Raw genomic sequence first — 25,214 nt, forward strand, 5'->3', positions numbered from 1 at the left:
GCCGGCTGGTCCGGCGGGCACCCCTATGCATAAACATCCGACCGAAACGCAGGAAAGCGCGGGCACTATGGATACGAAGATCATTCGAGCCGGTTATGATGTCGAGGCGATCCGCCGCGACTTCCCCATCCTGTCGCGCGAGGTCTACGGCAAACCGCTGGTTTATCTCGACAACGGTGCCTCCGCGCAAAAACCGCAGGCGGTCATCGACGCGATCACCCATACCTATTCGAACGAATATGCCAATGTGCATCGCGGTCTGCATTTTCTGTCGAATGCGGCCACCGATGCCTATGAAAAGGCCCGCGAAAACGTCCGCCGCTTTCTCAATGCGTCATCGGTCGACGAGATCGTCTTCACCAAATCGGCAACCGAGGCGATCAACACGGTTGCCTATGGCTATGGCATGCCGCATATCGGCGAGGGCGACGAGATCGTCCTGTCGATCATGGAGCACCATTCCAATATCGTTCCCTGGCATTTCATCCGCGAAAGGCAGGGTGCAAAGCTGGTCTGGGTTCCCGTCGACGAGCAGGGCGCCTTCCATATCGAGGAATTCGAAGCACGGCTGACGGAGCACACCAAGCTGGTCGCCATCACCCATATGTCGAACGTGCTCGGCACCGTGACCCCGATCAAGGACATCGTGCGCATCGCCCATGCGCGCGGCATCCCTGTGCTTGTGGATGGCAGCCAGGGCGCGGTGCATCTGCCGGTTGACGTGCAGGATCTCGGCTGTGACTGGTACATTTTCACCGGGCACAAGATTTATGGCCCGTCCGGTATCGGTGTTCTCTATGGCCGCAAGGAAAAGCTGGAGGCCATGCGTCCGTTCCAGGGTGGCGGCGAGATGATCGAAGAGGTGACGGAGGATATCGTTACCTACAATCACCCGCCGCACCGCTTCGAGGCGGGTACGCCGCCGATCGCCCAGGCGATCGGTCTTGGTGCCGCCATCGAATATGTCGAAAAGATCGGCCGCGCCGCCATTCTCGCCCATGAGGAAGATTTGCGCGATTACGCGCTTGAACGGCTGCGTGAGATCAATTCGCTGCGCATTTTTGGCGATGCCAAGGGCAAGGGCGCCATCATCTCCTTCGAGCTTGAAGGCATCCATGCCCACGATGTCTCCATGGTGATTGACCGGGCCGGTGTCGCCGTGCGCGCGGGTACACATTGTGCCCAGCCGCTCTTGAAACGGTTCGGCGTAACGTCCACATGCCGTGCATCGTTTGCGATGTACAATACGAGAGACGAGATCGATGTTCTCGCCGATGCGCTGGAAAAGGCGCGGAAATTCTTTGGGTGAAGGCCATGACCGATAAAGTCGAAACGCTGGAAAAAGACGAGGCGCTGAAGCCGGATGCATCCGCGGAGGTTTCCGCGGTGAGCGGTGCGGTTTCCGCTTCCGCCATTCCAGCCGATGAGCTGGCCCGCATGACCGATGACATCATCGGCGCGCTGAAGACGGTCTATGACCCGGAAATTCCGGCCGATATCTATGAGCTTGGCCTCGTCTACAAGATCGATATCGAAGACGACCGTTCCGTGAAGATCGAAATGACGCTGACGGCACCCGGCTGCCCGGTTGCCGGTGAAATGCCGGGCTGGGTGCAGGATGCGGTCGGTGCCGTCGAAGGGGTCAGCTTTGTCGATGTGACGATGACCTTCGATCCGCCCTGGACACCCGACCGCATGTCGGAAGAAGCGCAGGTTGCCGTCGGCTGGTACTGACCGCTTCGCGATCCGTTGAATTCCTGCAGACATCTTCGTCCAATGTCTAATTGTCAGATACATCGCAGTTCGTCACTGTAGGGTGTCCCGCGCTGCAGCCTGTGGGCAGCCGATTAACGGAACAGCCCCTCAGGAGGTCTGCGATGAGTGCTTTCTGGATCGTGCGCCTTGGCAGTGCGGGCCTGATCTTCTTCGCGCTCAAGGCCGCCTGGCATTGGCAGGCGTCAGCCCTCATTCTGACACGCGCGGATATTGCAGGAGTGCTGGACGCCCGGTCCGCCATGGGGGTTGTCGCCGAATCCGCGCTGGAACAGGCACGGCAGAATGCGCGGGGCTCCCGGTCAGCTGCTCTGGCCGGGGTGCTGGCCGCCGCCATCGCTTTCGTATTGGCGCAGGACAGGATCATCGTGGAGATGTCGCGCTCCGCGGGCGACTATGCGGCTGCAAGTCCATTTCATCGGGTTGTCACCGGCGATAATCCTGTGTCCGATGACGTCATCAGCTATATCGAACACAACCCCGTTAAACCCGCGCCTATCGGCGATATGGCGGTCGGCGCCTTGATTCCTGAAGATATTGGTGTGACCCCGGTGCCGTCCGAGCCAGGTTATGCCTATATCTATGTTGACGGTGCCCCGGTGTTGATCGATGTGCGAACGCGCCGGGTCGCCTGGATACCCTGACGGCAACCGGCAGGCCAATGGGGCACCAGGCGCATCATGCGGCTGTCAGACGGTTATGGCGCCTCGCAGCCTTCGGGAACGCTCTGGTCGAGCGGCTTGTCGAATTTCTGCAATGTGCCGTCGAGGATGGACAGGGGAACGAAGGGAACACCCTGGATGGCGGCATTCGCCAGCCGGAGCCGGTAACAGCCATTATAGACGGTGAGCTTGCCGTCCTTCTGCTTCGATTCGATGGCGAGCGGCAGGCTCCAATAGGTGGAACCGGCAGCACCTTCGCTTTCGGCCTTGCCGAGGCGCAATTCGACCGAGACGGTGTTCTCGTACCCGGCCTGGAACTGCGGAAACGGCTGGGTATGGCCTTCTTCAGCGTAATAGCTGTAGGCGCGCGCATATTCCTGCCGGTTGATGGCATTGTAATAGGATTTGACCAGTTGCTCCGGCGTGCTGCGGTCGTCGAGATAGTCCGGCACCGACTGATTGGGCGCTTCGGCCGCTTCCTTGGCTGCAGGTGCTTCCTTGAGGGCAGGTGCTTCCGGGGCGGCCCCGGCGGGCGCTGCGGGCTTGGCGCCGGTTTCCTGCTTCGGCTCGGGCTTCTTGGCCTCCTGTGCAAGGGCAGGCGTCAGGCTCAGCGCCATACCGGCGATGCTGGTGAAAATGAGATGGCGGTAATTCATGATTTCTGCCTTCTGCGTGCGGGTTTTTGGGACGGGACGAGTTTGAACACTTGCGGTGACGGTTGTGTAACACTAACTATGGTACAGACGGATCGTTACACGATCTGAACCAAGAGAGATGAGAAATGGGTCGTTTTTCTGTCATGACGCTGACTGAGGCTGCCGCTGCCCGCGTAAGCGAGATCGTAGCGGCGCGCGAGAATGCGCTCGGCATTCGCGTTGGCATCAAGAAGGGCGGCTGCGCCGGGATGGAATATACCATCGACCTCGTCACCGAAGCCAAGCCCGGCGACGATGTCGTTGAAAAGGACGGCTCCAAGGTCTTCGTTGCACCGGAGGCCGTGCTTTATCTTCTGGGAACGCAGATGGACTTCGAGGTCACGACCCTGCGCACGGGCTTTGTGTTCAACAATCCCAACCAGACATCGGCCTGCGGCTGCGGCGAGTCGGTCGAATTGACGCCGGCCAAGCCGGAAGCCCTGGCACCAGCCGCATCCTGATTTTTCACAATTGACCCGCCAAGACGACGGCGGCGCATTTTGCGCGTGACCTCCCTGTTGCTGCCTGCAATAATCGGGCATGGACAATGATGCGATTCACGATCTGTTTTCGGGCCTTGGGCCAGTTACCATCAAGCGCATGTTTGGCGGCAAGGGCATCTATCACAATGGCCTGATCGTCGCGCTTGAGGTGGCCGACGAAATCCTGCTCAAGGCCGATGCGATTTCTGCCCCCGACTTCGAAGCGGCGGGCTGCCGGCGCTGGAGCTACGAGGGGAAGTCAAAGCCCGTCGATATGCCGTACTGGTCCATTCCCGCCGATGCGTTCGATGATCCCGACATTATGACCGAATGGGCGCGCAAGGCCTATGAGGCGTCATTGCGCGCACGGCAGGCATAGGGCGCCGGGAAACGCGCTGGCGGGCTTGCCTGGGGCTGTCAGGCCGTCCGGCGGATCAGGTCCAGGGCATGAATGGTGGGAAGTGTCAGCCTGTCCGGCAAGTTATCGAGGGCAAACCAGTCGATACCGCCATGTTTGTCCGGTTCAAGCAATTGCATCTCGCCGGAAAAGCTTTCCGCCTGAAACAGAACACCGAACCAATGCTGCTTTTCATCGTGGAAAAGCTGTTCGCTAAGGCCCAGCAGTTTGATATCACCGGCTTCCAGCCCGGTTTCTTCAAGCGCTTCGCGCCGGATCGCCTGTTCGGCGGTTTCCAGAAAGTCGATCTTGCCGCCCGGTATGCCCCAGGCGCCGATCTCCGGGCTTTTCCTGCGCTGCAACAACAGGATATGGCCGTCCTTCAAGAAGACGATTCCGCATCCAACGCCCGGTGCATTCACGGTTGCAACCTTCAGATTTTCGTGTCGATCAGCATGAAGGCGGGGATTTCATCGCCAAAGCCGACCGGCGATGGTTCATTGTCGCCCCGGTCGCGGCGGTGGTCGCGATCACGCTCACGGCGTGGTTGTTCCTGCGGTGCAGCAGGACGGGCGCGGCGCTGTTCATTCTCGGCCTTGATGGCGGCCTTCTGTGGTTTTTCAGCGGTCTTCCTGGCCGGCTTTTCCTCGATAACCGGCTGTTCACCGGTTTCCTTGGCGCGCTCGGCGGCGGCAATGATGTCGATTTCCGATTGCGGGCGCTCGCGCTCGCGGCCTTCATTGCGCGGCTTGCGCTTGCTCTCGCTCTTGCCGCGGGCGTTGCGGCCGCGGCGCGGCGCTTCGTCGGTTTCTTCCGAAACGGGCAGGGTGGTAAGATCGCCGTCATACCAGTTGATGTCTTCGCCGATCAGTTTTTCGATGGAGGCGAGATGTTTGACATCCGATGGCGTGACCAGTGTGAACGCCTTGCCGGAACGGCCGGCGCGGCCCGTGCGGCCGATGCGGTGAACGTAATCTTCCGAATGGATCGGCACGTCGAAATTGAAGACATGGCTGACATCGGGAATGTCGAGGCCGCGCGCCGCCACATCGGAGGCGACAAGGATCTTCAGCTTGCCGTCCTTGAAATTGGCCAGCATCGTCGTGCGGGCGCGCTGATCCATATCACCGTGCAGGGCACCGGCATCGAATTCATGCTTGACGAGCGAGCGGAACAGCTCCGAAACATCCTTCTTGCGGTTGCAGAAGATGATTGCGTTCTTCAGGCCATCCTCTTCGGCGCGGATCAGATCGCGCAGCTTGGCGCGCTTTTCCCAATCCTTCTTGCCGGATTTGACCAGCTGCTGCTCGACGGTCTTGGCCGTCGTCGCCGCCTTGGCGACTTCAACCCGGACAGGAGCGTGCAGGAACTGTTCGGTCAGCTTGGTGATCTCCGGCGGCATGGTGGCCGAGAAGAACAGCGTCTGGCGGGTGAACGGGATCAGTTTGCAGATGCGCTCGATATCGGGAATGAAGCCCATGTCGAGCATGCGGTCGGCTTCGTCGATGACGAGGATGTCGACGCCGGTCAGAAGCAGTTTGCCGCGCTCGAAATGATCGAGCAGGCGGCCGGGCGTGGCAATCAGAACGTCGGCGCCGCGCTCGAGCTTGCGCAGCTGGTCGTCAAAAGAGACGCCGCCGATCAGCAGTGCGACGTTGAGGCGATGGTTCTTGCCGTATTTGACGAAGTTTTCCTCGACCTGCGCTGCAAGCTCGCGTGTCGGCTCCAGAATGAGCGTGCGCGGCATGCGGGCACGGGCACGGCCCTGTTCCAGCAGCGTCAGCATCGGCAGCACGAAGGAGGCGGTCTTGCCGGTCCCCGTCTGGGCAATGCCGAGCACGTCCTTGCGCTGCAGCGCATGCGGGATGGCGCCTGCCTGGATCGGAGTGGGGATGGTGTATCCTGCTGCTTCGACAGCGTCGAGCACTTTCGGCGAAAGGCCCAGATCAGCGAACGTGGTCAATGGAGGTTTAACTTTCTATCTGCAGTCGATGCCGCACATGTCCGTCATTTTTGCCAATGGAATGGGTGCTTTGTATTGCACATTGTCTTGCAGGAATGGCGTTAGGGCCCATGCCCGCAAAAGTCAACTCTCGCATCCCTCGAGATTTAAGAGTCTGTTACAATTGTGCATCACTTTAATCTAATGTTGTCAATAAAGGAACTGTTCTTTGAGAATTCGCTCATTCCACGAATGGTTCTTGTCGAACAGGATGGTTGCGCGCAGTTGCGAGGCTTCTTCGATCGTAACCGAAAGAACCGACTTCACTTCCGTGTGATCGGCGACGGCGTTGACCGGGCGCTTCTCCGGCTCGAGGATATCGAACCGCACGGTGACCTTGTTGGACAGGAGCGCCCCGCGCCAGCGCCGCGGGCGGAAGGGTGAAACCGGGGTGAGGGCGAGCAGGCGCGCATCGAGCGGCAGGATCGGCCCCTGTGCCGACAGGTTGTAGGCCGTCGATCCGGCCGGTGTTGCCACCATCACACCATCGCAGATCAGCTCTTCGAGCCGCACCTGATCGTCAACGGTGATCCTGATTTTCGCAGCCTGGTAGGACTGGCGCAGCAGATAGACATCGTTGAGCGCAAATGAGGTGACGGTGCCTTCTTCGGCCGATTCCGCCACCATCTTGAGCGGGCGGATGGTTTCCGCCTGGGCGGCTTCCACGCGTTCCTTCAGGCCGGTCTCGCTGTACTCATTCATGAGAAAGCCGACGGAGCCGCGATTCATGCCATAGGTCATCTTGCCCTGGTTCATGTGGTTCTGCAGCGTCTGGAGCATGAAGCCGTCGCCGCCGAGCGCGATGATGACATCGGCATCCTTGGGCGCTGTCTGTCCATACAGCTTGACCAGCGAGGCCATGGCCTCATCGGATTCCGGCGTTCCGGAGGAGAGAAAAGCAAAGGTTTCAATATTCCGGGTCATGGCTGCCTGCGTGTCCGAGCATGTCGAGGATGTATCGCCTAGCACGGCGCGCTTGATCTGGCAAAATGCGGCCCGGCCAAAAAAACCGGAAAAAAAGCGCAAACCGTTGTTTTTTCATTTTACAATGGGGGCGTTTATGCTAATCGGACGCCGCTGCCCTTATAGCTCAGTTGGTAGAGCATCTGATTTGTAATCAGAGGGTCGGGAGTTCGAGTCTCTCTGGGGGCACCACCTTTCCTTTGATGTTGTTCGTTTGCTTTTTCGATGATCCCGCACCGGGTTTCGGGCGAGGAGTTGCGTTTCCGCTGTGGCAGCAATCCGCCTGAATGGGATGATTCCACGCGTCGTCCAGCCGGCAGGCGTCAACGCGCTGCGAGCCGCTCGGCAATTCGCGCCCGGTTGATGCGCATGGCTTCCCCGGTCGGTTGCCAATCAGCACACCATTCCACGGGAAAACCGGCGAGCAGCTGATCGGTATCTGCAAATTGTGGCGCGTATCCGCGTGCACGCATTTCAGCGACGAGTTGCGCTTGCCGTTTGGCAAGGTAACCCAAGCGCGGATAGAAGAACCGGACATGACCTGTACCAAGGGTGTAGCTCGATGGATTGCGCCGATCGTCCGGCGTTTCTCCCCTGGCTATCGCGGCCCTGACGAGTGCGAAGACACGGGGAAGCTCCCGGTACTCCGCAACCAGATGCGGGCCTGTAAGCTCAGATGACGGAATGCAGTTGATCCGCGTCAATCGTCTGACTTCCTCATTGTTCAATCCTGTTCGTGTTTTAAGGCACAATGCTCAAGCGTTTTTCAGCCGAGGCTTCACGCCGGTTCTACAGAAACCCAAACTGCCGGCACTTGCTGAGAAAACTTTTCACCGGCTCGGCGTCTTTTGCCGGATCGCGCGCAAAATTCGCGCAGACGGTGCGAACCTTCTCGGTTTCTCCCGCCTTTGCTCCGGCGGCGTCATAAAATGCGTTCTCGGCATCCCGCATCGGCCGGGTCTGCTCCTTCTGTTCCGTGTCAGCCGCGTTTCGCGTTGCTCCGTAATAGGCGCCACCCGCGATAAGCGCGATACAGACTGCCGCAATCAGGTGTTTCATCCGGTTGTCCCTACGCTGCTGCTCTTTGCCTGGCAGGACGCTATCGCAGGTTCGATACCAAGGCAAAGGCCTGCTCGACTAGCCCGCCGGGGATTGATTTCGGCTGAATTAGACAGGCGTGCCAATCTGTGGAGCGAATTTTTCTCCGGTACGGCCCTTCTCAAAGACAGCGCAACTGTCGTAAAAATGCATGGAAAGCGTTCCTCTCGAAAAGTCGCTTTCCGGAACCGCTCCGCGTGTGTGTTCGGCGTTCAGTTCGTCGATCATGTCCTTGCAGTGTTCAATGAACGATCCCGGCCGCTTGTATCCGCCGGAGTATTCTTCCCAATAGGCGGTGTGCAGATCCTCGACAAAATAGACGCCGTCCCTGACCATGCGCGGATAAAGGAACTGAAATGTTGCCGACACGTGCTCCATGACATGGCTCCCGTCGTCAAGAACAATATCGGGGGCTCCAAACTCTGCCAGAACGGACGCCAGGAAACCGGTGTCGGACTGATCTCCGATCCGGATATGGATCTGATCTTCTTCAAAATTTGCACATTCGGCCCTGACATCAATGCCGATAATTGTTGCAAGAGGACCCAGATACTGCTTCCACATTTGCAGCGATCCGCCTTCGCCGCAACCGATTTCGAGGAATACTACCGGCCGATTGACGTATCTGGAAAAGTGCCGTTCATAACTGGGGAAGTAGTGTTTCCATTTATGAATGATGCGGCCCTGATTATTCAGGAACAATGGCCAAAGTGACATGTCCAACCCCGTGGTTTTGATGTGGAACAGGTATGTGATGATCCTTGAAATAGCAAGGTTTGTGCAAGCCTGGCTTGGTTGGCAGATCACGGCAGCATTCGCTGTATCACCTCATCCCTGCGGATGAAGCGGTGCCAAAGTGCGGCCAGGGCATGAATGCCGGCCAGAATCAGTATTCCATTGGCGCAAAGGCCGTGCAGTTCCCTGATCGAGCGCGCGGTTTCCCTGTTGGGAACAAATGGCGCGGGAATGGTGAAGAGGCCGAAAAAGCTCAAGGCATCACCCCTGAACCAGGTCAGCAGTATGCCAAGGACAGGAATGGCAATCAGCAGGGCATAGAGCAAAAGATGCCCGATCTTTGCCAGCGGACGCTCCAGACCAGTCATTGAAGACGGAAGCTCCGGGGCGCCGCGCGCCATGCGCAAAGCCACCCGCCAGAACACGAGTGCGGCCAAAAGCAAGCCGAACGAAATGTGCAGCCGCCATGCCAGAGCCCTGCTGGGGTCGCCGCGCGCAAAAATATCATTGCCATAGGTCAGCGCATAGATCAGCAGGACCAGGACGAACAGCGACCAGTGCAGCGCCTTCTGCACCGGTGAATATCCATTGACCGCCATCGTGCACTCCAATTTATAATCATTCTAATGTTTCCAGATTGATGTGAAACGCGGTGCTTCGGCAACGGTTTTTTTCTTAACGATTCGTAAGGTTCCGGGCTGTGGTTTCCCGGCGAGGTGCATGCGCATCCTTCCATCGCCGGACGGCTTGAAAGTGGATCACCGCTCCCATACCATTCGCCCGGATTCATGATCACACGGCCCGGTGCGCGCCGTTCATTTCATCGGGAGCTTGATATGACAGGGAAAGACCGGCCGTCCTCCATTGCCCATTGGTCGCAGATCGAAGGGGCGGATGACAACCACTACAAGGGCGACGACGAACTGCTCGCCATCAATGCAGCCTTCGGCCGGCATTTCGGGCTTGGCAGGATCGGCATACACCATCAGCGTCTGCTGCCCGGACGGCGGACATCGTTTCCGCACGCCGAGAGCGCGGAAGAGGAGTTCGTCTATGTTATCGAAGGCACGCCCGATGTCTGGCTGGATGGTGAACTGCACCGGTTGAAGGCGGGCGATGCGGTTGGTTTTCCGGCGGGCACCGGCATTGCCCATAGTTTTCTCAACAATACCGCGGAGGAGGTCCGTCTTCTCGTGGTGGGCGAAACGCCGAAACCGGAGAATCTGATCTATTATCCACGCCATCCCGAGCGCAAGGCACTGCGTTCCGACTGGTGGGACAATCCTCCCGAACGCCCATTGGGCGGTCATGACGGCATGCCGGACAAAGTCCGGCTCTGGAAAGCGGCCAAAGCCACCAAAGCGGAATAGGGGCCGTCATCCTGTTGCATGGAGATATTGCGCAATGCCGAATGATACTTCGCGTGAAGCACCCATCGTGATCGATGCGGCGCTGGTCAGAACGCTGATTGCGGCGCAATTCCCGCAATGGTCGGATCTGGCGATAAAGCCGGTCCGGCACGGCGGATGGGACAACAGGACCTTTCATCTCGGCGATCACATGACGGTGCGGTTGCCGAGCGGCGCTTCCTATGCCGCGCAGGTGCAGAAAGAGCAATATTGGCTGCCGCGGCTTGCGCCGCAACTGCCTTTGCCCATTCCCGAGCCGGTAGCCCTGGGAGAGCCGGACGAACATTATCCCTGGCACTGGTCGGTTTACCGATGGCTTGCCGGAGAAACCGCCAAGCGGGAGCGGATCGCTGACCTGCCGCAGTTTGCCAATGATCTGGCGGCGTTCCTCACGGCGCTGCAGGGCGCCGATGCAACAGGCGGCCCGGTGCCAGGCGCACATAATTTTCATCGCGGCGGATCGCTGTCGGTCTATGACGCGCAAACCCGGCAAGCCATTGCGGTGCTTGGCGGTGCGATCGATACCGGCCTGGCGACGGCCGTCTGGGATGCAGCCCTTGCAGCGGCATGGTCCGGACCGCCAGTCTGGCTTCATGGCGATGTCGCCTCCGGCAATCTTCTGGTCAGAGACCACAGGTTGAGCGCCGTGATTGATTTTGGCACGTGCGGTGTGGGCGATCCCGCCTGCGACCTTGCCATTGCCTGGACCCTTTTCGAAGGGGAAAGCCGGCAAAGCTTCAAGGCTGCGCTGCCGCTTGATCCCGCAACCTGGGCGCGGGGGCGCGGCTGGACAGTGTGGAAGGCGCTGATCGTCTATGCCGGACTTCCCGGCACCAATCCCCTGGAAAAAGAAAACGCAAAGCACATCCTTGGAGAGGTGCTTGCGGATGACAGGGATCCTTGAAAAGCGTTTGAGATTTACAGCGGATTTGCATGTTGAGAACGGCTGTTTTCCCGCGATAAACCATGCCGGTTTTTTCCTACTGAATGCGTACCTGCGGGGCGTGGTATTTCATTTTTACTTATAGTACGGTTCGCTCGTCCTTGCGGACCATCGAAGAAAAATGAGGGGAAAAACCATGTCTTTGAAGAGAATAATGCAAGCTGCATTACTGAGTGTTGCTTTGGGCGCTCCAGTTGCGCTGGCCGATGATCTGAAGATCGCGGTCGCAGGTCCGATGACGGGCCAGCTTGCCAATATCGGTGACCAGTTCAAGCAGGGTGCACAGGCCGCAGCCGCGGCGATCAACGAAAAGGGCGGCATCAAGGGACGGCAGATCAAGCTGGTGATCGAAGATGACGTCTGCGATCCCAAACAGGCTGTTTCCATTGCCAACCGCATCGTTGCGGAAGGGATCAAGTTCGTCGATGGCCATGCCTGTTCCGGGGCCAGCATTCCAGCGTCGGCGGTTTATGCCGAGGCTGGCGTGCTGATGATGACGCCGGCTTCATCCAATCCCGACCTGACCGATGCGGCTGCGAAAAAGGGCTGGCCGACGATCATGCGCCTTTACACGCGCGATGACGGCCAGGGTGAGTTCGTCGGTCCGTGGATCGCCAAGACCTACAAGGGCAAGCGCGTTGTCATCCTGCATGACAAGGGCGCCTATGGTAAGGGCCTTGCCGACGCGGTGAAGGCCAAGATGAACGAGAGCGGGCTGAAGGAAGTGCTGTATGACGGCATCAATGCCGGCGACAAGGACTATTCGGCTCTCATCACCAAGCTGAAGGAAGCAAAGGCCGACTTCGTCTATTTCGGCGGCTATCATCCCGAAGCAGGCCTCATTCTGCGCCAGGCGGCCGACCAGAACTTCAAGTTCCAGCTGATGATGGGCGATGCGATTGCCTCGCCGGAATTCTGGGCGGTGGCAGGACCGGCAGGCGAGGGCGTGATGTTCACATTCCCGGCCAATCCGCAGGCCCGGCCCGAGGCGAAGGCGGCCGTGGAGAAGATCAAGGCCAGCGGCTTCACGCCGGATGGATTCACGCTGTTCTCCTATGCGGTCGTCGAAGCTTTCGCTCAGGGCATTGAACGGGCGGGCAGCGATGATCCGGTCAAGGTTGCGGCGGCGCTCAAGGATGGAAAGCCGGTCAATACGGTCATTGGCCCGGTGGTTTTCGATGCGAAGGGCGATATCAAGGACGCCAAATATGACATCAATATCTGGCACGACGGCGCCTATGCGGCGATGAAGCCGTAAGACAGCGGACGGCAGGCGGTCATTTCCTCCACCTGTTCGGGTCACCATGAAAACGGGCGCCTCGGGCGCCCGTTTTCATTGGCAAACAAGACCTGTTCTACAGTCCGCAGCTCTGCATCTGCGCGGCGTAGCGGCTTGCCATGGCGGCGGTGCGCCGCGCTGCCCGGTCGACACCCGGCCGGTTTCGCCAGGTTCCGCGCGCGTATTCCTTGGGACCGGCATAATAGGCGGCGTAGAGATTATAGGCGTCGTTGAGCGGGATGCCGTTCTTCTTGTTGCTTTGCGCGTGATACCAGCCGACGAAATACACCGCATCGGCAAAACTGGTGCGGCCGCTGCCATAGCGTCCGGTGCTGCGCTGGAATTCCGCCCAGGTGCCGTCGAGCGCCTGCGAATAGCCATAGGCGCTGGAGGGACGCGTCCAGGGAATGAAGCCGAGCAATTTGGTGCGCGGCGGTCTTGCCCGGGCCTGAAAGCCGGATTCGGTATTGATCGTGGCCATGAGAATGGGAACCGGCACGCCATATTGCGCTTCCGCGCCCTTGGCGTAGGAATACCAATTGTTGAAAAAGCCGTCCTTTTGATCGAATACGGCGCAAACATTGTTGGTCTGGGTGGGCGCCGAGGCGCAGCCTGCCAGCAACAACAAGGGTATCATCATGATGCGGCGCATGGGCAAGTCCTTTGTCTTGCCCAACCAACTAGTCCTCAATTCCTAATGGAATCTTACCAAACGGCCGTAGAAGCCGATCACATTCGATCAAATTTGATGTGACAATTTATTGTTTCTTAAACGCTGCCGCAGTGATCCCCGGATGTGTCCCAGGCGATAAAGAGACTTGCCTTCGTGCCGGAGCGGGATCAGGCTTGCTCCGGCGAATCCGTTTCGTGCAATGGAGGTCGCCGGTCATTTATCCAGAGGTTTCCCCATGCGTGCCACCCTTCATCCCGCCGGAACCGTGCATCGGCTGATCATCGACGGTGTTTCCCTTCGCAACAACCTGCTGGGCGATCCGACCGCCCGCGTGGTGGATGTCTACGTGCCCGCCGGGCATGATGGCACCGGTCTGCCGCTGCTTGTCGATCTCGTGGGGTTCACCGCCGGCGGTCCCGCGCACACCAACTGGAAGGGGTTTGGCGAAAACGTTCCGGAACGGCTGGACCGGCTGATCGGTTCGGGCGCCATGCCGCCGGTCGTGGTTGCCTTCCCGGATTGCTTTACGCGGCTCGGCGGCAACCAGTACATCAACAGCGCGGCGATGGGCAATTGGGAAGATTTCCTCATCGATGAAATGCTGCCGGCCGTCGAAGGCCGGTTCGGCTGCGGCGGTCAGGGCAAGCGCGGGGTTTTCGGCAAAAGCTCCGGCGGCTACGGCACGCATGTCCACGCCATGCGCCGGTCCGATATCTGGTCCGCGGCCGCCAGCCACTCCGGCGATGCGGGCTTTGAACAGCTTTATCTGCCGGAATTTCCCGGCGTCCTGCGGGCGCTCGCCGAACATGACCTGTCTATCGAAGTTTGGATGAAGGCTTTCGAGGCGAAACCGAAAAAGAGCGACAGCGACACGCTGGTCATCATGATTTTGGCCCAGGCGGCAACATTCGATCCCGATCCGCAGGCGTTTCTGGGTCTGCGGCTGCCCGTCGATCTGGAAACCTGCGAACTGATCGAGGAGCGGTGGGCGAACTGGCTTGCCTGGGACCCGGCGCAGCTCGCGCAAACCCATGGGCACAATCTGGCCAAGCTGAAGGCTGTCTATTTCGATTGCGGCACCAAGGACCAGTACAACATTCTCTATGGCTCGCGCCGGGTGCACCGGACGCTTGACCGGCTTGGCATTGCGCACCGCTACGAAGAATTCGACGATAATCATTCGGCTGTCGACTACCGCATGGATGTGAGCCTGCCGTTTCTCGCCCAGGCCTTGAGCTGAGGCATCGGGCGCCCCAGATAGGGTAGGCCCGACCGGGCGACCAACATGGAGAGCAGGTATCCCGGTCAGGCCCTTGCTGGAGGACCAGCGACAAGGGAACGCCGCCACGGAGCGAAAGTTCCGGTTGGCAACCTGACAAACGGGGTTTTATGCAATGTTCTTGCAATCTAATGTGGTGACAACCCAAGTGTGGTAACAACCCGGTTTGATCTGCTGATCAGAATTGACCGATGCCTCGCAACCTGCTCTTCAGATGAAGAAGCACCTTGCTGTGCCTGAAATTTAGCCGATGAAAAACGACGTGAACCCAATATGACTGCGACAAACAACGAATACAGCTTGAGAGCCATGATTCCTGCCAGGGGGAGAATCCAATGCTGATCCCCAAGAATTCGTGGCTCTACGCAGCACTCTCCTATTCACTGTGGCCCTTGTTCTATTGCGTCGGTCTCATCGGAACCTATGCGGCGTTTCAGACACAGTCACCGCTTCTCTGGTTCAACGTGGTGTATTTCTCCGTGGTGGCGCTGATTGCCATCTTCGAGCGCATCATGCCGTACGAGCAAACCTGGCTGAAACGCGATGGCGAAACCTTCAATGACATCGCCCATACATTGCTGACCAAGGGTGCCGTGCAGATCGCCGCGGCCATTGGCGCGTCGTTCCCCATGCTGGTGGCCATCGTCGCCCAGCCTGTGCTCAGCACCTCGGCGCATATCTGGCCGAGTGCGTGGCCATTGGCGATCCAGGTCGTCCTTGGACTGATCATCGCCGAATTCGGGCTCTATATCGCCCACCGGCTGGCCCATGAAAAACTGGCGCTCTGGCGCTTTCACGCCTTGCACCACAGTGTCGAGCGTTTGTGGGTGGTCAATACGGGGCGCTTCCATGTGATCGATTCGCTGTTCAAGATTGCGCTCAGCCAGATCCCGCTCTACCTGCTCGGTGCCCCGCTGCCAGTATTCCTGTGGATCAGCGCCGTGACGGCGTTTACCGGGCTTTTGACCCATTGCAATGTCGATGTGCGCACCGGGCCGCTCGACTGGGTTCTCAGCACGCCGCGGTTGCACCGCTGGCACCACTCCAAGGAATTGTCGGAAGGCAATACCAACTACGGCGAGAATCTGGTGCTGTGGGACCAGATTCTGGGGACCTATTTCAATCCGCCGCGTCCATCGCCTGTCGATATCGGTATCAGCGGCAAGGTGGCCAAGAGCTTTCTCGGCCAGCTGGCGCAGCCCTTTTCGGCCAAGGGGGTCAGGCAGATTCTCGGTTATGCCCCGAAGAAGAGCGATGAGGCTGGCGCTTCATCGGTTGCGGCGAAAGCACTCGCCGGCGACAAGGTTGGCGACAAGGATTGAGGCGGCGATCGCCGGTTCAACCGCGCTGGCCGTGGATGGTCATGTTGAACTGCACGACGTTCGAATAGATCGGCGTGCCGACATCCATGCCGTATCGGGAACGCATGACCTTGCCTTCGACGTGAAAAACGATGGCGTTGCGGTCGTGGGTGGCAAGGCTGGCCTGGAAGCTAGCCGGGCTGCTCTTGCCGCGGGCCGTCAATATTCCGTCGATGGTGGCGGTGTTCGCGCTGGTCTGGGTGATGTGCGTTGATTTGAATGTGACGGTTGGAAAGTTCTGCGCATCGAACACGGCGTCGGACCGCAGGAAGTTTTCGATCCGCGACTGGCCGGTGTTGACGCTTTCGGGAAACAGCGTGAATTCAATGCTGGACCGGCTGATATCGCCATTGTTCAGGGCAAAGACGCCGGAAAACTTCTTGAAATCGCCGGATATGCCGCCGCCGCCGATTTGCTCGACGACAAAGCCGATGCGGGACGATGCATCGATCCTGTAACGGCCTGCCACATCGGCCAGCGTATCGGCGTTTGCCAGTGCCGGCGCTATGGCGAACAGGAGTGGTATGGCGGCCTTGAGAATGGCGCTGACGCAGGTTCGGGCGATGGTCATGATCGGGTATCCTTGTTCGCAATGCGCAGGGGATCGGCATGCGGCCGAACCGGGGCCGGGCGGCGCGCGCCGAGCATGCGCAGGAGGACAGCGTCCCTTTTCCAGAAATGATGGTGCAGGGCCGCCAGTATGTGTGCGGTGGCAACAATGGCGGAGAGATAGGCAAGCCAGGCGTGGCTCATTGTCCAGAATGCTTCGGCCTGATCCGAGATGGCCAGAGGCAATGGCGGTATCACGACCAGATTGAAGGCATAGGTCGGTATCTGCAACGGTGAGCTTGAGGCAACCGCCCATCCGGTCAATGGAATGACAAAGAGGGCAAGATAGAGAAATCCGTGCGCGGCATGCGCCGCGGCGCGCTCGATCCGGCTGATGCCATCCGGCATGCGCGGGCGCGGGTTTACCATCCGCCATAAAAGCCGCAGGCCCGAGAGCAGCAGAATGAGAAAGCCCAGGGATTTGTGCCACTGGAAGAGGCTGAACTGCAGGGCGTAATTGCCGGTGCGGACCATCAGATAGCCCAGCAGAATCTGTCCAAGGAAAATGACGGCAATGATCCAATGGAAGAGGATCGTCACCACGCCATAGGATTCGGCATCATTTCGCAGCATCGGTGCACTCCATCGCACGGGCCGCCCCTGGGGAGGGACAACCCTGATGTGGAATGAACACCGCAGCCGCGATAATTATTCGGTGCGCCGGTTCTTTTGTCCGGCCGCGCGGATTATCCGGCTTTTGTGCTCAGAAAGCGCTGCGCCGCATAGAGCGAGATGGCTGCGGCATTCGAGACATTGAGCGATTTGATTGCGCCGGGCATGTCGAGACGGGCGAGATGGGTCACCGTTTCGCGGGTTTTTTGCCGCAAGCCCTTGCCTTCAGCCCCGAGAACAAGCGCGATGCGGTCATGCGCCATGGTTTTTTCAAGCTCCAGCGGGCCTTCCGAATCAAGGCCGATGGTGGCGAAGCCAAGTTCGTGCAGCTCGTTGATGGCATCGGCGAGGTTGCGCACCTCGATATGCGCAATGAGTTCGAGCGCACCCGAAGCAGCCTTGGCCAGCACACCCGATTCCTGCGGGCTGTGGCGGGCGGTGGTAACGATCGCCCCGGCACCGAAGGCAACGGCGGACCGCATGATCGCGCCGACATTGTGCGGATCGGTGACCTGGTCGAGAATCAGCAGGAGCTGGCTGTCTTTCAAAGCCTTCAGCGACTGGGTTTTCAGCGGCCTGACTTCGATCATGACGCCCTGATGCACGGCTTCGGAGCCGGTTTCGCGATCAATGGCGCGGGGATCGACAATATCGACATCGAAGGGCAGGGCGGACGAATCAGCGATCTCCAGCCGGTCGAGGGCATTCTTGGTCACCAGCATGCGTTTGATCTGGCGCTGGGGGTTGTCCAGGGCCGCGCGCACGGTGTGCAGGCCATAGAGGCGCACCAGCCCATCGGGCGCCTGCGTGCCTTCGACAGCGGGCCGAGTCGCGCGCTGGGCCTGCGGCGGCCCTCCGGCCTTCTTGTCGCGGAACTGGCGGCGCAGCGTGGCATAGTGGGAATCTTTGGGTGTACGGGATGGTTTTTCTTCGCTCATGCCGCAACCTATAACCCTTCATGCCGCCCGGCGATATATGCTTCTTGGCGAAAATGCAGATGCTCCCGCTTTCCTGCCGCGGCCGCGCCGGGGAGTGGCCCGGGACAATGATTTTCACAGGACCCGTCATTTTCTTCCGCAGACTGTTGACACCACGAAAGCTAGTCGGCATAAGGCCACCCGCAAGCCGCCGCTGGAAAACAAATCCGGCAGCTGGTTTTGCAGAGTGCCTGATGGCGCGGTTCTATCGGTAGTGACCGGAGGAGTGCCCGAGTGGTTAAAGGGGACGGACTGTAAATCCGTTAGCTTGGCTTACGTTGGTTCGAATCCAACCTCCTCCACCACTGCCGGAACCGAGCGCCTGATGCACAAGCCAAAACCGGAACTGGTTTTGGTATGGCTTGTGCACCGTTTAAAATGTTACGGTGGTTCCAGTGCGTTTCGCATGCACGGCACTGTAATATGTGCGGGTATAGCTCAGTGGTAGAGCAGCAGCCTTCCAAGCTGAATATGCGGGTTCGATTCCCGCTACCCGCTCCAGATTTGCAAGAGCACCGCGTGCACGCGTGAGCGCGCAGAGGTGCTCTTCGATTTTTGTCTTGAGCATTGCACGCCGCTCATGTGTCCCCATATGAACGAGCATGAACAAGACGAAACCAACCTGATCCGGTTGATTTGGCCGGGCGGGAGACTGAGCTGACGGACGGCTTGCTGTCTCGTCTGAGCTACAAACATGGTACCGGCCCTAGACCGGTTGTGATGACGAGAGAACGACAGCTATGGCTAAGAGCAAGTTTGAACGTAACAAGCCGCACGTCAACATCGGCACGATTGGTCACGTTGACCATGGCAAGACGTCGTTGACGGCAGCGATTACGAAGTATTTTGGTGAGTTCAAGGCGTATGACCAGATCGACGCTGCACCGGAAGAAAAGGCGCGCGGCATCACCATTTCGACGGCACACGTCGAGTACGAGACGGCAGCGCGCCACTACGCGCACGTCGATTGCCCCGGCCACGCCGACTATGTGAAGAACATGATCACCGGTGCGGCGCAGATGGACGGCGCGATCCTGGTTGTATCGGCCGCCGACGGCCCGATGCCGCAGACGCGCGAGCACATCCTGCTTGCCCGCCAGGTTGGCGTTCCGGCGATCGTGGTTTTCCTGAACAAGGTCGACCAGGTTGACGATGCCGAGCTTCTGGAACTGGTTGAACTGGAAGTGCGCGAACTTCTGTCGAAGTACGACTTCCCGGGCGACGATGTGCCGATCGTCAAGGGTTCGGCTCTGGCTGCGCTTGAAGACAGCAACAAGGAAATCGGCGAAGACGCGGTGCGCGCGCTGATGGCGGAAGTCGACAAGTACATTCCGACGCCGGAACGTCCGGTTGACCAGCCGTTCCTGATGCCGATCGAAGACGTGTTCTCGATCTCGGGCCGTGGTACGGTTGTGACGGGCCGCGTTGAACGCGGGATCGTCAAGGTCGGCGAAGAAGTTGAAATCATCGGCATCAAGCCGACGACGAAGACGACGGTGACCGGCGTTGAAATGTTCCGCAAGCTGCTCGACCAGGGCCAGGCAGGCGACAACATCGGCGCGCTGATCCGCGGCGTTGGCCGTGAAGACGTCGAGCGCGGCCAGATCCTGGCCAAGCCGGGTTCGGTCAAGCCGCACACGAAGTTCAAGGCAGAAGCCTATATCCTGACGAAGGACGAAGGTGGCCGTCATACGCCATTCTTCTCCAACTACCGTCCGCAGTTCTACTTCCGCACGACCGACGTGACGGGCGTGGTGACGCTGCCGGAAGGCACGGAAATGGTCATGCCCGGCGACAACATCTCGGTTGATGTGACGCTGATCGTGCCGATCGCAATGGAAGAGAAGCTGCGCTTCGCTATCCGTGAAGGTGGCCGCACGGTTGGCGCCGGGATTGTTGCTTCGATCATCGAGTAATTGTCGCAAGACAATGTGAATACGGAAAAGGCGGCCAGTGGCCGCCTTTTTTATTTGCATGCTGCTGTTGTCTGGCTGCCCGCTTGTTGTCTATCCGATTGACTCAGACGGATTTCGGTTTGCCGTAGGTGCGATGGTAGGCGGCAACGAGTTCGAACAGGCGTTCGAAGTCGATCGACAGGACCCGGCCGTCGATGTAGATGCCCTTCGGCATCCGGAACAGCGATGCCCGGACGATCCTCGACTTGATGCCCCGGCCGAGCTGATCCACCTGATGGGGATCGATACCCAGCACGATTGTCTGTTCGCGGTTGTCATTCCACGACGCCACTTCGTTGATGTTCTTCCAGGGAATGGTCTCGTCGGCCAGGCGCCTGTCACACAGGCCTTCCGGCGAGATGGTGATGGCATCGCGGGTCTTCAGCAGCCGCCAGACCAGGCGGGCCGTGAGAAGCGGGAAGACCACGGAACCGGCACAGGCGATGTACTCGATCAGGTTTTCGGGTTCACTGCCGAGCAATTCGTAGATGACGACCCCGATTGAATAGAAGGACAGCATGCTTGTCATGGCAATATGCTGCAATGGCCTCGAAAACGAGGATTTGATTTTGATCGTTTGGCGCGCGTCCATTTTGATCTCTTTCACCATTCGCCGCGACCGCCGGTCGAGGCCGGGACAGGTCGAGGGAAGGGGCAGGTTGAATTCACGAAAATGTGATGGCTTAAATCGATGACGTGAGCATGACATTCCTATGACGCGTCAATTCATACTTTGTTTCAATTGTACACTTATCGAGAGCGCGGCGTTTTCACACACTGCCCTAACAGGCAACGCGCCCCTGCGGCGAAAGGGCAACTGCTTTCTGTTTACCCTTCCGGACCCTTGGTTTATCCTTGCGGCAGTAGAGCATATTCGGCTTCAAGGATACCGCCGCGATCCGGCAGCGGGCAATTGGTAGTTATCGGGATTGACATGTTTGGTTTTCGTTTGGCCGGATGCAGCGTTCTCTCAGGTATGGTTGCCGGTGTTCTCCTGGCATTGCTGGTGCAGCTGGTGCTTGTCGCGCCTGTTCTGGCGGGCAAGAAACAGGCGAGGGAGCCTGCGCTGCAATCCATGCGCTTTGCCATTGTCCGCAGCGCGGTGTCGAGTTGTGAGCCCGCCTGTCCGGAATGGATATGGGCTTCCGGCACCATATTGGACGACACGCCGGCCAAGCTGCGGAAAATTCTGAAGGCCATGGGCAACAGGCGCCTGCCGATCATCATGGAATCCAATGGCGGCAATGTGGATGCGGCCATGCAGGTCGGCCGCATGATCCGCAAGCGCGGTCTGGACATCGCCATTGGCAGAACCCGCTTTGAGGGATGCAGTCCCGATCAGAAATGCAAGCCCGGCCGTTATGCCGATGGGGCCTATGCGGGATATCCCTATCCGGCGGGTGCCTACTGCCTCTCCGCCTGTCCCTATATCTTTGCCGCGGGCGAAAGGCGTCTTGTCGGTCCCTGGGCGCTGATGGGCGTGCATCAGATCACGCAGGTCTACACCCAGACGCGCATCACCTACGAGACGCGCTACCGCATGGTGAACGGCAAGAAGAAGATACTGGATACCAAGATCATCGGGCGCAAACCCGCCGGTTCCTACGAGCGTACCGATCTGAGCAAGGGCTACCGCAAGAAACTGCTCGTCTATTTCACCGGCATGGGCATCGATCCGGCCATTGTCGACCGGATGCTGTCGATTCCGGCCAAGGATATCTCGGTTCTGACCCAGGACGAACTGGTTCAGTACAAGCTCGTGACCGGGGCGGGGGATGTCAGCGACCTCGCGGCGACGCGCATCTGCGAGCAGGAGCCGAAGGCCGTCAACTGCGTCGGAATCAAATCTGCCGGTTCCAAGGTAGTTTCGAGGATGAATTGACGGGTTGCGGCCGGGCTGATTCTCGCAATTCTGCGATCAGCGCGGCCGGAAAGCGGGATTTCGTGCTCCGGTCCGGTTTAAATCCCGGTGAACAATCACCATTTCATTGCCAGGGAGCGACAGGGCTCTGCCAAATGCCATTGCTGCCGGTTGAATTTCTCATAAAGTACCGTGCAGCCGGAATAGGGGCTTGAAAAGCGCAGCGCTTTATGGAATGTACGCCCCGGACTGTAGGGGAGTAGCTCAGTTGGTAGAGCGGCGGTCTCCAAAACCGTAGGTCGCAGGTTCGAATCCTGTCTCCCCTGCCACTCATAGTCTGCCCGCACACGATTGGATGGTGTGCTGACAGATGTTTGGAAAGAAACGAAACCGGGGACTTGTGTTTTACCGGAATCGGTTCTATGTAACATCAACAGACACGCGGTGCGTGGAGCTGAACGATCAGCTTTACGGGCCGTAATGGTGTGAACAAAGCGTGTTGTTACCATGACAACATATTGAGTTTACAACAACATGACACGCACGAGCGGTAAATGGCATCCAAGACGAACCCGATAAGTTTTTTTCAGCAAGTGCGCGCGGAAACGGCAAAGGTCACCTGGCCTTCACGCCGTGAGACGCTCATTTCCACCGCTATGGTGATGGTGATGGCGTTTTTTGCTGCGATTTTCTTCTTCGCAGCTGATCAGTTGATGGCCTTCGGGATTGATCTCGTTCTCGGTCTTGGTCGTTAACGCAGGCTGACAAGGAAATTTGAATGACCGCGCGCTGGTATATCGTTCACGCCTATTCGAACTTTGAAAAGAAGGTCGCCGAGTCGATCGAAGAAAAGGCGAGGCAGAAGGGTCTGTCGCATCTTTTCGAGCGGATCCTCGTGCCAACCGAAAAGGTGGTTGAAGTGCGCCGCGGCCGCAAGGTTGATGCTGAGCGCAAGTTCTTCCCGGGTTATGTCCTTGTTCGCGCCGACCTGACGGATGATGCCTATCATCTGATCAAGAATACGCCGAAGGTGACGGGTTTCCTCGGTTCCGACAACAAGCCGGTCGCGATTTCCGACAAGGAAGCCGAGCGGATCCTGACGCAGGTTCAGGAAGGTGTCGAGCGTCCGAAGGCTTCGATCTCGTTCGAGATCGGCGAAAGCGTTCGCGTTGCCGATGGTCCGTTCGCCTCGTTCAACGGCATCGTTCAGGAAGTCGACGAAGAGCGTTCGCGCCTCAAGGTGGAAGTTTCGATTTTCGGCCGCGCTACGCCGGTCGATCTGGAATTTGGTCAGGTCGAAAAGATCTGATCGACCGGCCGCCTGACGGGCGGCCAGCCACGTCAGTGGCGAATGGTGGGAGGTGAGGCGGCCTTTAGCCGGGTCTTCAATCCGCACCACCAAACTGCAACCGCCGGTTTTCCGGCATAATGATAAGGCAGAGAAGTTATGGCTAAGAAAATTGCAGGCCAGCTCAAGCTGCAGGTCTCGGCAGGATCGGCAACGCCGTCCCCGCCGATCGGACCGGCACTTGGTCAGCGCGGCATCAACATCATGGAATTCTGCAAGGCCTTCAATGCGGCCACGCAGGAATTGGAAAAGGGTTCGCCCATTCCGGTCGTGATCACATACTATCAGGACAAGTCCTTCACTTTTGTGATGAAGACGCCGCCGGTGTCTTACTTCCTCAAGAAGGCCGCAAACCTGAAGTCCGGTTCGAAAGAGCCAGGCAAGGTGGTTGCTGGCAAGATCTCGCGCGACAAGGTCCGTGAAATCGCGCAGGCGAAGATGAAGGACCTGAACGCAGCGGATGTTGAATCCGCCATGCGCATGGTCGAAGGTTCTGCCCGTTCGATGGGCCTGGAAGTGGTGGGCTGAGACGATGGCAAAAGTATCAAAGCGTGTAGCCAAGGTTCGTGAAGGCGTTGACCGCAACAAGCTCTATGATCTGACTGCGGCTGTTGCCATGGTCAAGGAACGTGCCGTTGCCAAGTTCGACGAGACGATCGAAGTATCGATGAACCTCGGCGTTGATCCCCGCCATGCGGACCAGATGGTTCGCGGTGTTGTCAACCTGCCAAACGGCACGGGCCGTACGGTTCGCGTTGCTGTTTTCGCTCGCGGCGACAAGGCTGAAGAAGCCAAGAAGGCCGGTGCTGACATCGTTGGCGCGGAAGACCTGTTCGAGATCGTCAATGGCGGCAAGATCGATTTCGATCGCTGCATCGCCACGCCGGACATGATGCCGCTCGTCGGCCGTCTCGGCAAGGTTCTCGGACCGCGCGGCATGATGCCGAACCCGAAGGTCGGCACCGTAACGACGGATGTTGCGGCAGCGGTCAAGGCTTCCAAGGGCGGTGCTGTCGAGTTCCGCGTCGAGAAGGCCGGTATCGTTCACGCAGGCGTCGGCAAGGCATCGTTCGATGTCAAGGCGCTGGAAGAAAACATCAAGGCATTCACCGATGCCGTCACCAAGGCAAAGCCAGCAGGCGCCAAGGGTGAATATGTCAAGCGCGTCGCGATTTCGTCGACGATGGGCGTTGGCGTCAAGGTTGATCCGTCGACTGTGCGCCCTGCGTAACAATCGATGTGAAGTCTTGGACCTAACGGTCTGAGTTTTAAAGAATTCCAGGCCTTTCGGGGCCTGGATAACCGGATGAAAGTCCGGTTATCCTGTCCGAGATTGCAGGTGGCTCGCCTTAATTGTCATGAGCCTGCATGAGACGTGGAACAGCTTTGTTAGGGTGGAAAAATCCACCGAGACAAGGTTCGAACCGTAGTTGCCTTTCGCTTGCAGCCGGGTTTCCGGCGAAGCAGGGGGGACAGGATCCTCAAGTGTTGTTTGGCTTCCGTTTCCGGATTGAAGCCTTGCAACAAAAGGCAACCCGGCAGGGACGCACCGTGCGTTTCTGCCAAATGGAGAGAGACAGTGGAAAAAGCGGAAAAGCGCGAATTTGTCACGTGGCTGAACGGCGTCTTCAAGGACTCCGGTTCAGTTGTCGTGGCCCACTATACCGGTCTCACCGTTGCGCAGCTGAGCGATCTTCGCTCCAAGATGCGTGATGCTGGTGGCACCGTTAAAGTCGCGAAGAACCGCCTTGCCAAGATCGCTCTTCAGGGCACGGAATCGGAAGGCATCTCTGACCTGTTCACAGGCCAGACACTTGTTGCCTATTCGAATGATCCGATTACGGCACCAAAGATCGCCATCGAATTTGCCAAGGGTAACGAAAAGCTCGTCATCCTCGGTGGCTCGATGGGAGCAACAACTCTCGACGCTGATGGCGTGAAGGCTCTTGCCGCACTGCCGTCACTCGACGAGTTGCGTGCAAAGCTGGTTGGTATGATCCAGACACCAGCAACGCGCATCGCTCAGATCGTCAACGCACCGGCAGGCCAGCTTGCCCGCGTTTTCGGCGCCTATGCCCGGAAGGACGAAGCGGCATAAGGC

Annotated in this window: 30 protein-coding genes and 4 tRNA genes; 21 read left to right on the forward strand and 13 right to left on the reverse strand. The window is 58.7% G+C overall.

Going from position 1 to position 25,214, the window contains the following annotated elements:
- Positions 1 to 67 precede the first annotated feature (67 nt).
- The 3 genes from C5750_RS04650 to C5750_RS04660 all read left to right on the forward strand — a co-directional run bounded on the left by C5750_RS04650 (position 68) and on the right by C5750_RS04660 (position 2,417).
- A complete protein-coding gene (locus C5750_RS04650) occupies positions 68 to 1,309 on the forward strand; it encodes a cysteine desulfurase (RefSeq protein ID WP_105732653.1) in 1,242 nt (413 codons plus the stop codon).
- A gap of 5 nt (positions 1,310 to 1,314) precedes the next feature.
- Positions 1,315 to 1,734, forward strand: a complete 420-nt coding sequence (locus C5750_RS04655; protein ID WP_105733114.1) for an SUF system Fe-S cluster assembly protein — start codon at positions 1,315 to 1,317, stop codon at positions 1,732 to 1,734.
- A gap of 143 nt (positions 1,735 to 1,877) precedes the next feature.
- Positions 1,878 to 2,417, forward strand: a complete 540-nt coding sequence (locus tag C5750_RS04660) for a DUF1236 domain-containing protein (RefSeq protein ID WP_245420981.1) — start codon at positions 1,878 to 1,880, stop codon at positions 2,415 to 2,417.
- 53 nt (positions 2,418 to 2,470) lie between these two features.
- Here the strand turns inward: C5750_RS04660 and C5750_RS26740 are convergent, their stop codons facing one another.
- Complete coding sequence (locus C5750_RS26740; RefSeq protein WP_199537960.1) at positions 2,471 to 3,091, reverse strand: hypothetical protein; 621 nt, start codon at positions 3,089 to 3,091, stop codon at positions 2,471 to 2,473.
- A 125-nt stretch (positions 3,092 to 3,216) separates the two neighbouring features.
- Between C5750_RS26740 and sufA the strand changes: the two genes are divergently transcribed.
- Positions 3,217 to 3,591, forward strand: a complete 375-nt coding sequence (gene sufA / locus C5750_RS04670; RefSeq protein ID WP_105732654.1) for a Fe-S cluster assembly scaffold SufA — start codon at positions 3,217 to 3,219, stop codon at positions 3,589 to 3,591.
- Positions 3,592 to 3,670: 79 nt separating this feature from the next.
- Complete coding sequence (locus tag C5750_RS04675; RefSeq protein ID WP_105732655.1) at positions 3,671 to 3,991, forward strand: TfoX/Sxy family protein; 321 nt, start codon at positions 3,671 to 3,673, stop codon at positions 3,989 to 3,991.
- 38 nt (positions 3,992 to 4,029) lie between these two features.
- Here the strand turns inward: C5750_RS04675 and C5750_RS04680 are convergent, their stop codons facing one another.
- The 3 genes from C5750_RS04680 to C5750_RS04690 all read right to left on the reverse strand — a co-directional run bounded on the left by C5750_RS04680 (position 4,030) and on the right by C5750_RS04690 (position 6,935).
- Positions 4,030 to 4,431, reverse strand: coding sequence for an NUDIX domain-containing protein (locus C5750_RS04680; protein ID WP_105732656.1), 402 nt, complete (start codon positions 4,429 to 4,431; stop codon positions 4,030 to 4,032).
- An 11-nt stretch (positions 4,432 to 4,442) separates the two neighbouring features.
- Entirely contained in the window at positions 4,443 to 5,972 is a 1,530-nt protein-coding gene (locus tag C5750_RS04685) for a DEAD/DEAH box helicase (RefSeq protein WP_105732657.1), read from the reverse strand.
- 189 nt (positions 5,973 to 6,161) lie between these two features.
- The gene (locus tag C5750_RS04690; protein ID WP_105733116.1) at positions 6,162 to 6,935 is read right to left on the reverse strand and encodes an NAD kinase; all 774 of its coding nucleotides are present in this window, start codon (positions 6,933 to 6,935) and stop codon (positions 6,162 to 6,164) included.
- A gap of 155 nt (positions 6,936 to 7,090) precedes the next feature.
- Between C5750_RS04690 and C5750_RS04695 the strand changes: the two genes are divergently transcribed.
- A tRNA-Thr gene (locus C5750_RS04695) sits at positions 7,091 to 7,166 on the forward strand.
- A 131-nt stretch (positions 7,167 to 7,297) separates the two neighbouring features.
- Here C5750_RS04695 and C5750_RS04700 read toward each other — a convergent pair.
- From C5750_RS04700 to C5750_RS04715, 4 genes are all read right to left on the reverse strand, one after another.
- Positions 7,298 to 7,678 carry a pyrimidine dimer DNA glycosylase/endonuclease V gene (locus C5750_RS04700; RefSeq protein WP_105732658.1) on the reverse strand — a complete coding sequence of 127 codons (381 nt, stop codon included), beginning with the start codon at positions 7,676 to 7,678 and terminating at the stop codon, positions 7,298 to 7,300.
- Positions 7,679 to 7,763: 85 nt separating this feature from the next.
- A complete protein-coding gene (locus tag C5750_RS04705; protein WP_105732659.1) occupies positions 7,764 to 8,033 on the reverse strand; it encodes a hypothetical protein in 270 nt (89 codons plus the stop codon).
- A gap of 108 nt (positions 8,034 to 8,141) precedes the next feature.
- Positions 8,142 to 8,879: a class I SAM-dependent methyltransferase gene (locus C5750_RS04710; RefSeq protein ID WP_245420983.1), complete on the reverse strand. Its 738-nt coding sequence runs from the start codon at positions 8,877 to 8,879 to the stop codon at positions 8,142 to 8,144.
- Positions 8,876 to 9,406, reverse strand: a complete 531-nt coding sequence (locus C5750_RS04715) for a cytochrome b (protein ID WP_105732661.1) — start codon at positions 9,404 to 9,406, stop codon at positions 8,876 to 8,878. Before C5750_RS04715 ends, C5750_RS04710 begins: the two co-directional genes overlap by 4 nt.
- Positions 9,407 to 9,643: 237 nt before the next feature.
- Here C5750_RS04715 and C5750_RS04720 point away from each other — a divergent pair, with 237 nt between their 5' ends.
- The 3 genes from C5750_RS04720 (at position 9,644) to C5750_RS04730 (ending at position 12,417) form a co-directional block, all read left to right on the forward strand.
- A complete protein-coding gene (locus C5750_RS04720; protein ID WP_105733117.1) occupies positions 9,644 to 10,177 on the forward strand; it encodes a cupin domain-containing protein in 534 nt (177 codons plus the stop codon).
- Between the two features lie 34 nt (positions 10,178 to 10,211).
- A complete protein-coding gene (locus C5750_RS04725) occupies positions 10,212 to 11,120 on the forward strand; it encodes an aminoglycoside phosphotransferase family protein (RefSeq protein ID WP_105732662.1) in 909 nt (302 codons plus the stop codon).
- A gap of 193 nt (positions 11,121 to 11,313) precedes the next feature.
- On the forward strand, positions 11,314 to 12,417 hold the full coding sequence (locus C5750_RS04730) for an ABC transporter substrate-binding protein (protein ID WP_425350409.1): 1,104 nt from the start codon (positions 11,314 to 11,316) through the stop codon (positions 12,415 to 12,417).
- A gap of 97 nt (positions 12,418 to 12,514) precedes the next feature.
- On the opposite strand, the gene C5750_RS04735 is transcribed toward C5750_RS04730, so the two are convergent.
- Entirely contained in the window at positions 12,515 to 13,090 is a 576-nt protein-coding gene (locus C5750_RS04735; RefSeq protein ID WP_105733118.1) for a transglycosylase SLT domain-containing protein, read from the reverse strand.
- Between the two features lie 256 nt (positions 13,091 to 13,346).
- Between C5750_RS04735 and C5750_RS04740 the strand changes: the two genes are divergently transcribed.
- Positions 13,347 to 14,351, forward strand: a complete 1,005-nt coding sequence (locus C5750_RS04740; protein WP_105732664.1) for an alpha/beta hydrolase — start codon at positions 13,347 to 13,349, stop codon at positions 14,349 to 14,351.
- 374 nt (positions 14,352 to 14,725) lie between these two features.
- The gene (olsE, locus tag C5750_RS04745; RefSeq protein ID WP_105732665.1) at positions 14,726 to 15,712 is read left to right on the forward strand and encodes an ornithine lipid hydroxylase OlsE; all 987 of its coding nucleotides are present in this window, start codon (positions 14,726 to 14,728) and stop codon (positions 15,710 to 15,712) included.
- A gap of 16 nt (positions 15,713 to 15,728) precedes the next feature.
- On the opposite strand, the gene C5750_RS04750 is transcribed toward olsE, so the two are convergent.
- The 3 genes from C5750_RS04750 to rlmB all read right to left on the reverse strand — a co-directional run bounded on the left by C5750_RS04750 (position 15,729) and on the right by rlmB (position 17,910).
- The gene (locus tag C5750_RS04750) at positions 15,729 to 16,322 is read right to left on the reverse strand and encodes a YceI family protein (protein WP_105732666.1); all 594 of its coding nucleotides are present in this window, start codon (positions 16,320 to 16,322) and stop codon (positions 15,729 to 15,731) included.
- Positions 16,319 to 16,933, reverse strand: a complete 615-nt coding sequence (locus tag C5750_RS04755) for a cytochrome b (protein WP_105732667.1) — start codon at positions 16,931 to 16,933, stop codon at positions 16,319 to 16,321. The genes C5750_RS04750 and C5750_RS04755 overlap by 4 nt, the downstream gene beginning before the upstream one ends.
- Before the next feature lie 113 nt (positions 16,934 to 17,046).
- Positions 17,047 to 17,910 carry a 23S rRNA (guanosine(2251)-2'-O)-methyltransferase RlmB gene (gene rlmB, locus C5750_RS04760; protein WP_105732668.1) on the reverse strand — a complete coding sequence of 288 codons (864 nt, stop codon included), beginning with the start codon at positions 17,908 to 17,910 and terminating at the stop codon, positions 17,047 to 17,049.
- 259 nt (positions 17,911 to 18,169) lie between these two features.
- On the opposite strand from rlmB, the gene C5750_RS04765 reads away from it, so the two are divergent.
- The 3 genes from C5750_RS04765 (at position 18,170) to tuf (ending at position 19,865) form a co-directional block, all read left to right on the forward strand.
- Positions 18,170 to 18,254, forward strand: a tRNA-Tyr gene (locus C5750_RS04765).
- Positions 18,255 to 18,376: 122 nt separating this feature from the next.
- Positions 18,377 to 18,450 (forward strand) — tRNA-Gly (locus C5750_RS04770).
- A 239-nt stretch (positions 18,451 to 18,689) separates the two neighbouring features.
- Positions 18,690 to 19,865, forward strand: a complete 1,176-nt coding sequence (gene tuf / locus C5750_RS04775) for an elongation factor Tu (protein WP_105732669.1) — start codon at positions 18,690 to 18,692, stop codon at positions 19,863 to 19,865.
- A gap of 103 nt (positions 19,866 to 19,968) precedes the next feature.
- On the opposite strand, the gene C5750_RS04780 is transcribed toward tuf, so the two are convergent.
- The gene (locus C5750_RS04780; protein ID WP_130502060.1) at positions 19,969 to 20,433 is read right to left on the reverse strand and encodes an STM3941 family protein; all 465 of its coding nucleotides are present in this window, start codon (positions 20,431 to 20,433) and stop codon (positions 19,969 to 19,971) included.
- 405 nt (positions 20,434 to 20,838) lie between these two features.
- Here C5750_RS04780 and C5750_RS04785 point away from each other — a divergent pair, with 405 nt between their 5' ends.
- The 7 genes from C5750_RS04785 (at position 20,839) to rplJ (ending at position 25,211) form a co-directional block, all read left to right on the forward strand.
- The gene (locus tag C5750_RS04785; protein WP_130273173.1) at positions 20,839 to 21,786 is read left to right on the forward strand and encodes a COG3904 family protein; all 948 of its coding nucleotides are present in this window, start codon (positions 20,839 to 20,841) and stop codon (positions 21,784 to 21,786) included.
- A gap of 232 nt (positions 21,787 to 22,018) precedes the next feature.
- Positions 22,019 to 22,094 (forward strand) — tRNA-Trp (locus C5750_RS04790).
- Between the two features lie 225 nt (positions 22,095 to 22,319).
- On the forward strand, positions 22,320 to 22,520 hold the full coding sequence (gene secE, locus C5750_RS04795) for a preprotein translocase subunit SecE (RefSeq protein ID WP_091886799.1): 201 nt from the start codon (positions 22,320 to 22,322) through the stop codon (positions 22,518 to 22,520).
- Between the two features lie 23 nt (positions 22,521 to 22,543).
- Positions 22,544 to 23,074, forward strand: a complete 531-nt coding sequence (gene nusG, locus C5750_RS04800) for a transcription termination/antitermination protein NusG (RefSeq protein ID WP_105732672.1) — start codon at positions 22,544 to 22,546, stop codon at positions 23,072 to 23,074.
- Positions 23,075 to 23,212: 138 nt separating this feature from the next.
- Positions 23,213 to 23,641 (forward strand): 50S ribosomal protein L11, encoded by a 429-nt coding sequence (gene rplK / locus C5750_RS04805; protein ID WP_105732673.1) that lies wholly within the window; start codon positions 23,213 to 23,215, stop codon positions 23,639 to 23,641.
- Positions 23,642 to 23,645: 4 nt separating this feature from the next.
- A complete protein-coding gene (gene rplA / locus C5750_RS04810; RefSeq protein WP_105732674.1) occupies positions 23,646 to 24,344 on the forward strand; it encodes a 50S ribosomal protein L1 in 699 nt (232 codons plus the stop codon).
- Positions 24,345 to 24,692: 348 nt separating this feature from the next.
- The gene (rplJ, locus tag C5750_RS04815; protein ID WP_105732675.1) at positions 24,693 to 25,211 is read left to right on the forward strand and encodes a 50S ribosomal protein L10; all 519 of its coding nucleotides are present in this window, start codon (positions 24,693 to 24,695) and stop codon (positions 25,209 to 25,211) included.
- Positions 25,212 to 25,214 lie beyond the last annotated feature (3 nt).

Source organism: Phyllobacterium myrsinacearum (assembly GCF_002980555.1).
In the GTDB taxonomy this organism is placed as follows: Bacteria; Pseudomonadota; Alphaproteobacteria; order Rhizobiales; family Rhizobiaceae; genus Phyllobacterium; species Phyllobacterium myrsinacearum.

What these genes read in the sequence shown, in the direction of transcription:
- rplK (WP_105732673.1), top strand. Translation starts at nt 23,213, where the DNA reads ATGGCTAAGAAAATTGCAGGCCAGCTCAAGCTGCAGGTCTCGGCAGGA.
- C5750_RS04660 (WP_245420981.1), top strand. Translation starts at nt 1,878, where the DNA reads ATGAGTGCTTTCTGGATCGTGCGCCTTGGCAGTGCGGGCCTGATCTTC.
- C5750_RS04725 (WP_105732662.1), top strand. Translation starts at nt 10,212, where the DNA reads ATGCCGAATGATACTTCGCGTGAAGCACCCATCGTGATCGATGCGGCG.
- sufA (WP_105732654.1), top strand. Translation starts at nt 3,217, where the DNA reads ATGGGTCGTTTTTCTGTCATGACGCTGACTGAGGCTGCCGCTGCCCGC.
- C5750_RS04715 (WP_105732661.1), bottom strand. Translation starts at nt 9,406, where the DNA reads ATGGCGGTCAATGGATATTCACCGGTGCAGAAGGCGCTGCACTGGTCG.
- C5750_RS04750 (WP_105732666.1), bottom strand. Translation starts at nt 16,322, where the DNA reads ATGACCATCGCCCGAACCTGCGTCAGCGCCATTCTCAAGGCCGCCATA.
- nusG (WP_105732672.1), top strand. Translation starts at nt 22,544, where the DNA reads ATGACCGCGCGCTGGTATATCGTTCACGCCTATTCGAACTTTGAAAAG.
- rlmB (WP_105732668.1), bottom strand. Translation starts at nt 17,910, where the DNA reads ATGAGCGAAGAAAAACCATCCCGTACACCCAAAGATTCCCACTATGCC.
- C5750_RS04735 (WP_105733118.1), bottom strand. Translation starts at nt 13,090, where the DNA reads ATGCGCCGCATCATGATGATACCCTTGTTGTTGCTGGCAGGCTGCGCC.
- rplA (WP_105732674.1), top strand. Translation starts at nt 23,646, where the DNA reads ATGGCAAAAGTATCAAAGCGTGTAGCCAAGGTTCGTGAAGGCGTTGAC.
- C5750_RS04650 (WP_105732653.1), top strand. Translation starts at nt 68, where the DNA reads ATGGATACGAAGATCATTCGAGCCGGTTATGATGTCGAGGCGATCCGC.
- C5750_RS04740 (WP_105732664.1), top strand. Translation starts at nt 13,347, where the DNA reads ATGCGTGCCACCCTTCATCCCGCCGGAACCGTGCATCGGCTGATCATC.
- secE (WP_091886799.1), top strand. Translation starts at nt 22,320, where the DNA reads ATGGCATCCAAGACGAACCCGATAAGTTTTTTTCAGCAAGTGCGCGCG.
- tuf (WP_105732669.1), top strand. Translation starts at nt 18,690, where the DNA reads ATGGCTAAGAGCAAGTTTGAACGTAACAAGCCGCACGTCAACATCGGC.
- C5750_RS04730 (WP_425350409.1), top strand. Translation starts at nt 11,314, where the DNA reads ATGCAAGCTGCATTACTGAGTGTTGCTTTGGGCGCTCCAGTTGCGCTG.
- C5750_RS04690 (WP_105733116.1), bottom strand. Translation starts at nt 6,935, where the DNA reads ATGACCCGGAATATTGAAACCTTTGCTTTTCTCTCCTCCGGAACGCCG.
- C5750_RS04785 (WP_130273173.1), top strand. Translation starts at nt 20,839, where the DNA reads ATGTTTGGTTTTCGTTTGGCCGGATGCAGCGTTCTCTCAGGTATGGTT.
- olsE (WP_105732665.1), top strand. Translation starts at nt 14,726, where the DNA reads ATGCTGATCCCCAAGAATTCGTGGCTCTACGCAGCACTCTCCTATTCA.
- C5750_RS04705 (WP_105732659.1), bottom strand. Translation starts at nt 8,033, where the DNA reads ATGAAACACCTGATTGCGGCAGTCTGTATCGCGCTTATCGCGGGTGGC.
- C5750_RS04780 (WP_130502060.1), bottom strand. Translation starts at nt 20,433, where the DNA reads ATGACAAGCATGCTGTCCTTCTATTCAATCGGGGTCGTCATCTACGAA.
- C5750_RS04655 (WP_105733114.1), top strand. Translation starts at nt 1,315, where the DNA reads ATGACCGATAAAGTCGAAACGCTGGAAAAAGACGAGGCGCTGAAGCCG.
- C5750_RS04755 (WP_105732667.1), bottom strand. Translation starts at nt 16,933, where the DNA reads ATGCTGCGAAATGATGCCGAATCCTATGGCGTGGTGACGATCCTCTTC.
- C5750_RS26740 (WP_199537960.1), bottom strand. Translation starts at nt 3,091, where the DNA reads ATGAATTACCGCCATCTCATTTTCACCAGCATCGCCGGTATGGCGCTG.
- C5750_RS04675 (WP_105732655.1), top strand. Translation starts at nt 3,671, where the DNA reads ATGGACAATGATGCGATTCACGATCTGTTTTCGGGCCTTGGGCCAGTT.
- C5750_RS04720 (WP_105733117.1), top strand. Translation starts at nt 9,644, where the DNA reads ATGACAGGGAAAGACCGGCCGTCCTCCATTGCCCATTGGTCGCAGATC.